The organism is Hymenobacter wooponensis (assembly GCF_004745865.1).
GTDB classification, from domain to species: Bacteria; Bacteroidota; Bacteroidia; order Cytophagales; family Hymenobacteraceae; genus Hymenobacter; species Hymenobacter wooponensis.
Genome location: NZ_SRKZ01000001.1, coordinates 1,397,519 through 1,409,534, shown reverse-complemented (window position 1 = coordinate 1,409,534; position 12,016 = coordinate 1,397,519). Strand labels below are relative to the sequence as shown.

Annotated in this window: 7 protein-coding genes; 4 read left to right on the top strand and 3 right to left on the bottom strand. The window is 55.5% G+C overall.

What is annotated here, in order from left to right; all coding sequences use genetic code 11:
- Positions 1-182: 182 nt before the first annotated feature.
- Positions 183-3,803, bottom strand: coding sequence for an ABC transporter permease/M1 family aminopeptidase (locus EU557_RS05885; RefSeq protein ID WP_135529454.1), 3,621 nt, complete (start codon positions 3,801-3,803; stop codon positions 183-185).
- A gap of 42 nt (positions 3,804-3,845) precedes the next feature.
- On the bottom strand, positions 3,846-4,745 hold the full coding sequence (locus EU557_RS05880) for an ABC transporter ATP-binding protein (RefSeq protein ID WP_135529453.1): 900 nt from the start codon (positions 4,743-4,745) through the stop codon (positions 3,846-3,848).
- A 284-nt stretch (positions 4,746-5,029) separates the two neighbouring features.
- Here EU557_RS05880 and aspS point away from each other — a divergent pair, with 284 nt between their 5' ends.
- Entirely contained in the window at positions 5,030-6,796 is a 1,767-nt protein-coding gene (aspS, locus tag EU557_RS05875) for an aspartate--tRNA ligase (RefSeq protein ID WP_135529452.1), read from the top strand.
- A gap of 75 nt (positions 6,797-6,871) precedes the next feature.
- Here the strand turns inward: aspS and EU557_RS05870 are convergent, their stop codons facing one another.
- Positions 6,872-8,383, bottom strand: coding sequence for a DUF4394 domain-containing protein (locus EU557_RS05870; RefSeq protein ID WP_135529451.1), 1,512 nt, complete (start codon positions 8,381-8,383; stop codon positions 6,872-6,874).
- 277 nt (positions 8,384-8,660) lie between these two features.
- Between EU557_RS05870 and EU557_RS05865 the strand changes: the two genes are divergently transcribed.
- From EU557_RS05865 to EU557_RS05855, 3 genes are all read left to right on the top strand, one after another.
- The gene (locus EU557_RS05865; RefSeq protein WP_135529450.1) at positions 8,661-8,933 is read left to right on the top strand and encodes an autorepressor SdpR family transcription factor; all 273 of its coding nucleotides are present in this window, start codon (positions 8,661-8,663) and stop codon (positions 8,931-8,933) included.
- Complete coding sequence (locus EU557_RS05860; protein WP_135529449.1) at positions 8,930-9,595, top strand: SdpI family protein; 666 nt, start codon at positions 8,930-8,932, stop codon at positions 9,593-9,595. The genes EU557_RS05865 and EU557_RS05860 overlap by 4 nt, the downstream gene beginning before the upstream one ends.
- A gap of 1,140 nt (positions 9,596-10,735) precedes the next feature.
- Positions 10,736-11,992: an OmpA family protein gene (locus EU557_RS05855; RefSeq protein ID WP_167855097.1), complete on the top strand. Its 1,257-nt coding sequence runs from the start codon at positions 10,736-10,738 to the stop codon at positions 11,990-11,992.
- The last annotated feature ends 24 nt before the right edge of the window (positions 11,993-12,016 follow it).

The following is a 12,016-nucleotide window of genomic DNA, read 5'->3' as shown; positions in this document are numbered from 1 at the left end:
GTAGCAAAGCTGTAGTTGGTCTTTTCCCAATAAAAAGCCCAGCCAGTAACGGCTGGGCTTCTATATCTAGGCCTGTTAAGGTATCCAGAACTGTCATTTCGAGCGAAGCGAGGAATCGGGATCAAGCTTCTAGGCCAGTAACCCAGTTTCCTCACTTCGCTCGCAATGACAGACGAGCCTGGCTACGCCTTTTTCTCTTCCGGTGCCTTCACGTTGTCGTTGGGGTTACGGTCAATGAGCTTGTTGTACGGGTCGATACCGACCCGCTCTGGCTTCTCGGGCACTGTAAATTCTAGGCGGTTGCGGCCAGGGGTAAGGCGGCGCTTTTGCACCATGAGCGGCACATCCTGCCACTCGCCGTTAATCTTTTTGCGGCCTATTACGCCCACATCAATAAAGTCGCGGGCTTTCGAGTCGGCAGTTTCGTTGCCCAGTGAGTCGGCGTAGAGCTTCTTGGTATCCACCGTGAACTGCACCCGGTACTGCCCGTTCGGGAGCTTGCGGTATGTAGCCGAGTCTACTTTATTCTCATAGAGCGTAATGCGCTCAAACAGATCCGTCACCACGTATTGCAGCGAATCGGGCGTGTGTTTGCGCATAAAGCCCACAAACTCTACGGAGTTGGTGAAAGGGGGGCGCTGGTAGGCCACTTTATCGTGGTACTCCTTAAGGGCGTCGTTTACGGCCGCTTCGCCCAGGTAGTCCTGCAGGGCATACATCACCAACGAGCCCTTGCGGTAATGAATGTAGGGCTGGTTTTCTACCAGGTACAGTGGCACTTCTTTCTTGCGCTCCGTGGTGCGGCCGGTGAGGTAAGAGTTGAGCTCAAATTTGAGGAAGCGCTTCATTTTCTCCTCGCCATAAATGTGCTTCATCACCATCAGGGCACCGTACTGGCTCAGCGTTTCCGACATAAGCGTGCCGCCTTGCACGTCGCCGCTCACAATCTGGTGGCCAAACCACTGGTGCGCCACCTCGTGGGCCGTCACGTAGAGCGGGTAGTCAATATCCTCGGGGTCAGTAGAATCTACATGGGCCACGAAGCCGATGCTTTCGGAGAACGGAATGGTGTTAGGGAAGCTCTGCGCGAAGCTGCTGTAACCGGGAAACTCCAGAATCCGCACCTGCCGGTGCTGGTAGGGGCCGAAGTTAGCCGTGTAGTACTCCAGGGCCTTTTTTACGCCCGTGGCCATGCGCTTGAGGTTGTACTCGTGGCCGGGCTGGTAGTAAATCTCAATGGGTACGTTGTTCCACTTATCCTTATACACCTCGTACCGGGCTGAGAGGAAGGAGTAGAAATTCAGAATAGGCGCATCCATTTTGTAGTGGAAGTAGCGGCGCCCATCTTTCGTCCATTCCTTCTGTAGGTAGCCCGGCGCAATGGCAATTTGGTCGGGGGAGGTGCTGAGGGTGGCTTCAAACCGAATCCAGTCGCCGTCGCCGCTGATGTAGTTCCGCATGCGGGCCGCCGAATCATTTACCGAAGCCATGCGCGGTTTGGGCTGCAGGCCTTGCTCTTTGCGCACATCATCGTCGCCGAGCTCGTAGCCCTCTTGGTAGCCGATGCGGGGCAGCTGGGAGTTGTTCACGAATGTGCCATTGTATACCACGCTGGTATTGGATCCGTTGTTCTCGAAGCCAGGGTTGGTGTAGGCCAGGTCGAAGTTCAGCTGCACCGAGTCGCCGGGCTGCAGGGGCTGGGTGAGGCGCACAATGCGGAAGTCCAGCTCATCTAGCTTATCATGCAGTACCTCCTTGCCGGGGCGGGCCAGGGTCATTTGCTTGATGTCGGCCTTGCCGTTGCTGAGAATCTGCACCGAGTCGATGGACTGGGCGCTGCGGTTCAGCAGCCAGTAGGAACCCCGGTACCGAATGTCGCGCTCTTCGGGGAACATATCCACCGCCACGTTTACGGCCACAATGCGCGGCTGCGGCCGTTTGGCGAAGCGCTTGTACGTCTTCTCATAGCCAGCCTGCAGCTTCTGCTGTTGGGCAGTGGTGCGGTAGGTGTTCAGTACGTTGGTATTATAGAAGATGTAGGCGCCCAGGCCCGCGAAAGCCACCAGTGCTACGCCCGCCAGCACGCGCAAACCCGGCGAGAAGCTACTCTTGAACTGCTGCCAGCGCCAGGAAAAGCGGGTTTCGGTGCCCCTAGGCCACAGCAAGCTGCTGCCCAGCGCCAATAGCACCGCAAACAACGCCCAGTACACCTTAAAGGTGAAGTAAGGCAGCACAAAGTGACCGTAGCCATTCATGGCTGAGTACTGCGCGCCGGGGTCGGAGGCATAGCTGTAGAGGTTATGCTCCAGGCCTAGCTGGCCCTTGAAAATGTTGAACAGGTAGTACACGATCATGATGAAGTGCCCCATGAACTTATTATTCACCAGCACCTGTACCAGCATGGCCAGCACGCACATCAGCAGCATATTAATCAGCTGAAAGCCGAACAGCTCCTTCACGTACACATCCAGCTCGTAGCGGAAATAGCCCATGCCGGTTTGTAGCAGCAGCCCGCAAAGCATTACCAAGGCCAGCAAACCCACCTGAATCAGCATCAGAGCCCCCAGCTTGGCCACGAACGGCACCCAGCTGGGCATGGGCATGGCATCATAGATCTGATGAATATTGGAGTCCCGCTCGCGCCACACCAGCTCCCCCGAGTAGAAGGTGATAATGATGAGCTGGAACAAGGCGAAGGTGCCCACCAGCAACTGCACCACCACCGGCGTAACGGGGTAGGTGTTTGTGCCATAGATTTTCCCTACCTGTAGCCCCGAAATCAGCAGAAACAGCAGGCCCGCCCCCAGGATGCCAATAAAGTAAACGCTCCGGATGGTGCTAAAAAACTCCAGGCGGAGCAGGCGGCCCAGCTGGGCCCACGCTAGGCCAGGAGTGAAGCGCGGCGTGACAGTAGGCAGCTGTAATGAGGTAGGAGCCGCTACTACACCCAGCGCCGCTTTGGGCCGCGACCCGGAAGCGCCTTTATTAGCGAAGGAAAACTGGAAAAAGACGTAGCACGCCACCAGCGTCAGCAGGCCTACGGTGCCCCACAGCAGCCGGTTTTGGACCATATAGGTCGTCCAGGATAGCAGCTGCGTATTGCGCTCGGCCACGGTCCAGTAACGCTGGGTCAGGTCGATGGCGCTGGCACCCAGCGGGTCCATCAGGTTCTTCAGCGTTTCGCTATCCAAGTTTTGCTTAATGTTGGCGCTGATGGTATATAGCACCAAGAAAAGTACCCCACCCAGGTAAATAGCCAGAGCCGACCTCGATAGCGTAGCACCGGTAAAAAAGATAGCGCCCGTCAGAAACAGGTTGGGAATAACAATGAGCAGATAGGGCTGCAGGTAGGTGGCCAGATGGTTCGGCCCCAGCTTGGCCGGCAGCATCGTAGGCCAATAGGTTGCCAGCCACAGGCCTAGCGCGGCCCCCAGGAAAATGCCCACCGTCACAACAAACGAGCCCAGAAAGCGCCCGCCGAGGTAGCCAAACTTGGTGATGGGCGTGGTGTAGTACAGGGAGTGCGTGCGGTGCTCAAAGTCGCGGTACACCGGCGTACCCATCATGGAGGAAGTAATAAAGCTCCCGAATAGGCTCATGACCATCAGGATGGCCGTAATCTGGTAGGGCGAGTTAGCCAGCACCCGACCACCGCCTCCGCCCACGGTCACGTTGGCGCCAAACACGCCGCCCACGGCTAGCATGAGCAGGAAGGCCATGGCCGTCAGCAGGATAAAGTAGATGTACGTAGCCGGTCGTTTCAGGCGGTACCGAATTTCAAACAGGAATATCTCTCGAAACATAGTCAGTCTCTTTTGGGGTGTAGGCCAGTGCCTGACGTATGATTATCCTTGCGTTACTGCTGCGGCTACCTGCTCGGCCGCGTGAATGCGGGCGAAATACACGTCCTCCAGCGTGGGCTCTACGGCCTCAAAACCATTGCCGGGCTGCGCAAGGCTGTGCACGTGAATGATGGTTTGGCCCGCAAACAGGCGCGACGAAATCACGGAGAACTGCTGCTGATACTGGCCTAGCTCCTCTTTGCTCACGCTACGCCGCCAGATCTGTCCGCGCATTTCCTCAATGGCCTGCAGTGGGTCGCCGGTGTGCAGCACCTGGCCTTTGTTGATGATGGCGAACTGTCGGCACAAGTCCGACACATCGGACACGATGTGCGTGCTCAGAATTACGATGCGGTTCTCCCCAATTTCGGCCAGCAGGTTATGGAAGCGGTTGCGCTCAGTGGGGTCGAGGCCAGCGGTGGGCTCATCCACAATGATGAGCTTAGGGTCGCCGAGCAGGGCCTGGGCAATGCCAAAGCGTTGCTTCATGCCGCCAGAGTAGCCGCCCAAGTTCTTGTTGCGAGCTTCCCACAGGTTGGTTTGGTGCAGTAGCGCATCTACCACTTGCCGCCGCTCACGCTTATTGCTGATGCCTTTCAGCACCGCAAAATGCTCCAGTAGCTCCGCCGCCGATACTTTAGGGTACACGCCAAACTCCTGCGGCAGATAGCCTAGCACCTGGCGTACTTGCTCCGGCTGGCGCAGCACGTCAATATCCCCGAGCGTAATGCTGCCCGAATCAGCTTCCTGTAGTGTAGAAATAGTGCGCATCAACGACGACTTTCCGGCGCCGTTGGGGCCTAGCAAACCAAACATGCCCGGTGCAATGCGCAACGTCACATTATTAAGGGCGCGAGTGCCATTGGGGTATGTTTTGGAGAGGTGTTCAATAGCCAGTTCCATGAGAGCGGAGCGAAAGAGTATGGTTGACAGATGAATAGGGGAGCCGGACTGTTGGCAGAATGACCTATCTCAAACATAGAAAAAGGGGTATGAACACCTTCCGCTTTTCAACCAACCCGGCTTTAGAGAGGGGCAACGGGCTTGCGAGCGAAGTTTCCTGGTGAGTGCTGCTGAGCAAACGCATAGATTCTCACACGGCGGTGCCCTAGGCCTGTCTGCATTCTGCGGCAGGTTTGCGGGAAATCCGTTGGCATCTTCTAGTATCTTCGTCAAAAAATAGACTTATGCTTCGTTCTCATACCTGCGGCGAACTGCGCGCCGAACACGTTGGTCAAACCGTAACCCTATGCGGCTGGGTGCAGCGCACCCGCGACGCGGGCGGCATCTTCTGGATTGTGCTGCGCGACCGGTATGGCCTCACGCAGCTGGCCCTGGAGGAAGGCGTGGAGTCGGCTGAAGTGCGCGAGCAGGCCCGCCAGCTAGGCCGTGAATTTGTCATCTGCGTGACCGGGAAAGTGGCAGAGCGCTACTCCAAAAACGACAAGATGCCCACTGGCGACATCGAGATTCGGGTGGAGAAGCTGGAGGTATTGAACCCGGCCAAACTGCCGCCCTTCCTGATTGAAGACGAAACCGACGGCGGCGACGACCTGCGGATGAAGTACCGCTACCTCGACCTGCGCCGCAACCCCGTGCGCCAGAACCTGATGCTACGCCACCGCGTGGCCCAGGCCACCCGCCGCTACCTCGACGGCCAGGCGTTTATTGAAGTAGAAACCCCCGTGCTCATCAAGAGCACCCCAGAAGGCGCCCGCGACTTTGTGGTGCCCTCCCGCATGAATCCTGGCGAGTTTTACGCCCTGCCCCAGTCGCCCCAAACGTTCAAGCAACTGCTGATGGTGTCGGGCTTCGACCGGTACTTCCAGATTGTGAAGTGCTTCCGCGATGAAGACCTGCGCGCCGACCGCCAGCCCGAGTTCACCCAGATTGACTGCGAAATGTCGTTTGTGGAGCAAGAGGACATTCTGAGCACCTTCGAAGGACTGGTGCAATACCTGTTCCGCGAAGTGAAAGGCCTGGAAATCGGGACGCTGCCCCGCATGACCTACGCCGATGCCATGCGCTACTACGGCAACGACAAGCCCGACACGCGCTTCGAAATGAAGTTTGTGGAGCTGAATGACGTAGTGAAAGGCCACAACTTCCCCGTCTTCGACAACGCTGGCCTAGTGGTGGGCATCAATGCCTTCAATTCGGCCGTGTACACCCGCAAGCAGCTCGATGAGCTGACGGAGTTCGTGAAGCGCCCTCAAGTGGGTGCCACTGGCCTAGTGTATGCCCGCATTGAGGCCGATGGCTCCGTGAAGTCGTCGGTGGATAAGTTTTACTCACAGGAAGCTCTCCAGCAATGGAAAGCCGCCTTCAATGCCCAGCCCGGCGACTTGCTGCTGGTACTGGCTGGTGAGCCGAACAAAACCCGCAAAGCCCTCTCGGAGCTGCGCCTGGAAATGGGCCAGCGCATGGGCCTGCGTGATAAGGACACCTTCTCGGCGCTGTGGGTAGTTGACTTCCCCCTGCTTGAGTACATCGAAGAGGAGGGCCGCTACTTCGCCATGCACCACCCCTTTACCTCTCCTAAACCCGAGGATGTGGCCCTGCTCGACAACCCCGACACCATCGGGGAAGTGCGCGCCAATGCCTACGACATGGTAATAAATGGGGTAGAAGTGGGAGGCGGCTCCATCCGTATCCACGACCGCGCCGTGCAGGCTCGCATGTTCTCGCTGCTGGGCTTCTCCGATGAGGAGGCTAAAGCGCAGTTCGGCTTCCTGCTCGACGCCTTCGAGTACGGCGCGCCGCCCCACGGCGGCATCGCCTTCGGCTTCGACCGCCTCTGCAGCCTCTTCGGCGGCGCCGACTCCATCCGCGACTTTATCGCCTTCCCCAAGAACAACTCCGGCCGCGACGTCATGATCGACTCACCCGCCCAGATTTCAGACGCGCAGCTAAAAGAGCTGAGCATCAAGACCGATGTGGTAGCTGGAAAGTAAGAGTGCATGATTTAAGAACGCAAAAAGCGGTTCCTGATGCATCAGGAACCGCTTTTTGCGTTGTTGGAATATATACTAGAAACCCAGGCCAACGGCCATGGCCTGCAGAGGCTTGGGTAGGTCGGCGCCTTTGGTGGCTGCTCCGCTGGTCAGGTTAATGGTGTACACGCTGGCGGTGGTGCCCACCGTCAGGACGGCGAAGCCAGTGCCGCTGGTGCCGCCAATGTCGAAGCCGTTTACGCCCGTTGTATTCACCCCGAGGGCGCCAATTGATACCAAGGTGCCGGCGTTCGGTGGATCTTGGCGGTAGAGCATATCCGTGTTCGAGTCGATATCAAACAGAACCGTAGAGGTGGCACCCGCAAAGTTGTTGGTATAGGCGGCGGCCGTTACGTTAGGCGTACCAGGGTTCAGCGGGCCGTCTACAATGGCCACGCCATCGGCAGGGTTTACGCGTAGGTTGATGCCCGTATTGCTTATAATCCGGATGCGGTCTACAGTGGGGTTAAAATCAAAGCCAAACTCGGTACCAGTGAGTGGCAGCGGCACACCTGCTCCCACTGCCGTAGCTGCCCCCGTAGCAAGGTTGATGGTGTAGAGGCGGTTGGTGCTGCCCAGGCCATACAGTTGCCCGTTAGCTGGCCGCATATCGATGCCTACAATCCGCTCACCAGTCTGCACGCCCGTAATGGGCTTAGCTACCTGCATAAGTGGGCTGGTAGGGTTGAAAGCCACAAAGTTGTTATCGGCATCCACGCCGTAGGCCACTGCCTGGGTAGGAATGGCTACCCCAATGATATTGCTGGAGAAATCATCGTAGCGCGTGGCCTTGCCTGATGCCAGATCAATTTTGTATAAGCCAGAGCGGTTATCGACCGTTAGGGCTGCAAACGCTTCGTTGCCATTGCCCCCAATATCAAAGCCCGCCATTCCAGTGGCATTTACTCCCAGGTCGCCAATTGGCACAAGGGTACCATCGTTGGGTGGGTCTTGCCGGTAGAGCTTGTCGGTGGCTGGGTCAATATCGAAGAGGGTGGTAGAACTTGCCCCCGCCATGGAGTTGGTGTAGGCCACTGCCGAGACCATAGCGCTGGCAACACCATTGATGTTACCGTCGGTAGCGGCTACGGTGCCAGTTTCGGGGTTCAGGCGAAGGTTCTGGCCCGAGCTAGTCACCAATCTAATGCGGTCAACAGTAGGGTTAAAATCGATGGTAGCAGTGGTACCGTTGATGGCGGGCGTAAAGGCCCCTGAGCCAATCATGCGAGCCGCGCCGGTAGTCGGGTTGATGACATACAAGCGGCTGGTGCTTCCCAAGCCGTACAGCTGCCCGGTAGCCGGCCGGTAATCAATACTCATAATTTTCTCCCCACTCTGCAGTCCGGTAATGGCTAACGGCGTAGGTGCGCTTCCCACATTATTAGCATTCATCTGCAACAACTGGTTGTTGTCGGAAAGAGCCTGAAATACCAAGTCACTCTTGGGGGGAGAAACATCGTCTGAATCTTCATCACAGGCAGTAAGGGCACCGGCCGTTCCGAGCAGTAAAGCAACCAAACGAGCGTTGTTAAGAAAAATCTGTTTCATGGTCTGGGATAGTGTCTTGATTATGTCGAGGCTTACGAGTCGACCTGAACAGTCAGATTGTAGCGGGTGAATATTTAATGTAACCAATTGATTTATAGGCGTTAAAAAGAAATTAAAATGGGTTTGCTACCCTAATTGCGTATGTATCCAAGCCCGTTAAAGCAGATAAGCAGAGCACGCAGCTGCCGACATGCAGACGCTTGATTGCTGAATAATCAGCAATGGATGTTTGATTTTAGATGAAGTATTTAGATATTTATCTAAATAACAAGGTGCATTGAATACCCTCTTTAAAGCCCTCAACGACCCCACCCGGCGGGCCATTTTGGAACTGCTGCGCGAGCGGCCCCTCACGGCCGGGGAAATTGCCGACCACTTTACGTTTTCCAAGCCCACCATCAGCCATCACCTCGATCTGCTCCGGCAGGCCGATCTGGTGAACAGTGACAAACAGGGCCAATTCGTGACATATACCCTTAACATGACGGTGATGGACGAGCTGCTCGGATGGCTGCTGCAGTTTAAGCCGTCGTCAGACTCTACCCCATGAAATCTTCCTTCTCCCTGTGGCAGTTGCTAACGCTCGCGGCCGTTCTGCTGCCGGCACTCTACCTGGCCTACACCTGGAACTCCTTGCCTGAGCAGATACCGACGCACTTTGGCGCCGATGGGCAAGCCAATGGGTTCACTGACAAGCACACTATGTGGTTGCCCTGCGTAGCCTTGCCGCTAGGCCTATACTCGCTCCTCCTCTTCCTGCCTCGCTTAGATCCTAAGCACCGGCTTGATACCAAAAGCACCAATTTTCAGAAGCTCACGCTGGCCCTGGTAGGGCTTCTGGCGGGCCTTAATATTCTGAGTCTGTACGCCGCACTGCACCCGCAGAAGCACCCCGGCCAGCTCCTACCCGTTGTGCTAGGCCTGTTTTTCGCGTTAATAGGAAATTACCTAACCACTGTGCCCCCTAATTATTTTGTAGGCATCAGAACACCCTGGGCACTGGAGTTTCCTACCAATTGGGCGCGTACGCACCGGCTAGCAGGCCGCTTATTTTTTCTCACTGGTATGCTCAGCGTTGTGCTAGGCCTAGTATGGCCGGGCGAGGTGGCCACTGCTGCCTTGCTCATCGGTATTTTAGGTACCGCAGTAGGAGCGTATATCTATTCGTATTGGCAGTATCGGCAGGAGCAGAAACTTGCAGGTACGGCCTGAAGCCCTACCTGTCTTCGTTTAAAAGCGGTAAGCGTGCTTTACGCGGAGCAAGTCACGCTAAATTTCTGCGCATCTTGGTGGCAGACGGAAATAGCGTGTGTTTCTCTCGAGTTTGGGTAATGAGCACTGGAAGAGCAAGTTGCTGCTGAGCTCTAAAAGAAAAATTGTTGTGAATAGAAGATTAATTATTGATATTTATATCGCATTGGGTTTGGAGCTATCGGCTGAGGAGTTGGGTAGTTCTGGGCTCTGACCTAATCTATTCATACTAACCTGTACCACTATGAGCAAACCTCGACGCCAACTACTGATTACTCTGGTGGGCCTTTGCCTGAACAACAGCCCAGCCTTGGCCTAGAGTGTACAACCATTTTAGGCTGATGCCTTATCAGCTTTTCCTTGCTAATCCTCACTTGATGCGCGGCTGTGTATAGCTGGGTACCAAGTGAGGATTTTACATTGGATGCCAGCCCTAACCATGAGCATAGTCTGGGAGGGAGGAAGCCTACCGCTAAGTGGTGCTCCTAATGGCTGAGATGTTCTGATATCTACGCCCAATGATGATAATCAGAGCAAGAATGTAGCCCAGGTATATTACGAGGAGACGACCGGCCTCGCATTACCCGCAAGTCCCGACTGCTGCTCAAATTCCGGGGTGATAATCCTGTCCCAGACGATGCCGTCCGCTGCACTTATGAATAAACTGTTGTTCCAAGGCGCAACTTGTCTGGCAGAATCTGCCGCAAGTTGAGGCGCGTCTCGCGTCATCTAACTAAAAAAATCACTGTGAAGTCAAAGTAGCTACTAGCTCACCCAAACCAGACAAGAAAGGGCTGATACCTAGTAGCCTAGGCCATTCTTATCAGCCAGAGTATAGATGAGCTTGCTTGTGCAGAATGGGTAGGTGCTTTGGGTTGATTTAGTAATAATAATTAGTGAAATATTATTGTTTTTAACTAATTGGGTAACTTGTGTGTATCATCCACTTAATGTGTTGTTATGATGGAGCACAAAGTGTTGGACCTAGTGAGGAGCTGTTTCTCTAGTGACGCTATCGGGTTATTAAGTACAACGTTTACCGTTGAGGAGGAGAGAATCAGGCAGGGACTGCGCCAAACCATACCTTTAGCGGTAAACGGTTTGCTGGAAATAGGCAAGCAGGATGGGTCCACTGATGTTATAGGCCATCTGGCTCAGGAAGCAGTGGCCGCTGGCCTACCTGAAAATGCTGAGGTGCTACTCACTACGGATTGGGCTAGCCGTTGCTCCACCTTAATGCAAGATGCCCTAGGCCCAGCCTATGGCATGACGCTGCATTGCCTGTCTGCCGCAACGGGTATTCGGCCAGTAGAAGATACCACGGTGTTGGGCTACACGCTGGCCTTCACGTTAGGAGCCTTAGGGAAATATGCCAGCCGGTACGAGCTGCCCGCCTTCGGGCTCTTGCACTGGTTGCAGGCCCAGGAGGGAGAGATTTTACAGGCAGTGCCAGCGTATAGCCGCGTTCCATCTACTCAACAGCTCGTAAAAAGGGAGCCGTTAGCGCCTGCTACAATTCCAGGAGCTGGAGGTGTAGCGCAAGCCCCGGTGCGGGCCCCTGAGGGGCTAATGAGTAGAAAAGGGGGAGCAGCGCCGGCGCCGTTTGGAAGGGCTAATCAAAGCAAACCGCATCATATGATGCGGTGGCAGTTGGCAGGCCTGTTGGTGGTAGCCCTGGGGCTAGGTTACGTAATTGGGCATGACCCAGAGCCACCCATAACCAAGGCTAAAGCAGAAAGCCCAGCTTCGACTGTGGCACTTATACAGCGTACAGAAACGGATGCAGCGCCGCGTAGCAATGTCACCAGTGTGGAGCCTAAGGCCGCCGCTGAGCCACTGCCTCCCGGCCACTACGACCCTACCGCCGATACCTACATCTACGATACTGGCCAGCCTACAACTCTAAGGTTAGCTGATGGCACTACGCTCAAGATTGGGGCAACTTCTACCGAAAGCCAACTATATAAGTTTCTGAGTGACCCGAGCATGCAGGTAGATTCCGTGAACCGCACGAAAGGATGGATCAACTGCGACCGAATTTATTTCGAAAAGGGGCAGGCTATCCTGACCGAAGGCTCTGGCGAGCAACTGCGCAATATTGCCAGCATTCTGCGAGCCTTCCCGGCGGCCCGAGTAAAGTTTGGAGGCTACACCGACAGCACCGGCAACGCTCTTACTAATTTTCAGCTCAGCGAGAGTCGGGCCAAAGCGGCTATGTTGGCCTTGAGTAGCATCGGCATCGATATGAAACGGCTAGAGTCAAAAGGCTACGGGGGAAAGTTCTTCCTGACCACCAATGCCACTCCGGAAGGACGCGCCATGAATCGGCGCGTCAGCCTGCGCGTGATCAAGAAGTAAGACTAAAGAAAAAGAGCGGCCCAC

Coding starts and splice junctions, on each gene's coding strand:
- EU557_RS05880 (WP_135529453.1), bottom strand. CDS start 4,745: ATGGAACTGGCTATTGAACACCTCTCCAAAACATACCCCAATGGCACT.
- EU557_RS05860 (WP_135529449.1), top strand. CDS start 8,930: ATGAAATCTTCCTTCTCCCTGTGGCAGTTGCTAACGCTCGCGGCCGTT.
- aspS (WP_135529452.1), top strand. CDS start 5,030: ATGCTTCGTTCTCATACCTGCGGCGAACTGCGCGCCGAACACGTTGGT.
- EU557_RS05870 (WP_135529451.1), bottom strand. CDS start 8,383: ATGAAACAGATTTTTCTTAACAACGCTCGTTTGGTTGCTTTACTGCTC.
- EU557_RS05885 (WP_135529454.1), bottom strand. CDS start 3,803: ATGTTTCGAGAGATATTCCTGTTTGAAATTCGGTACCGCCTGAAACGA.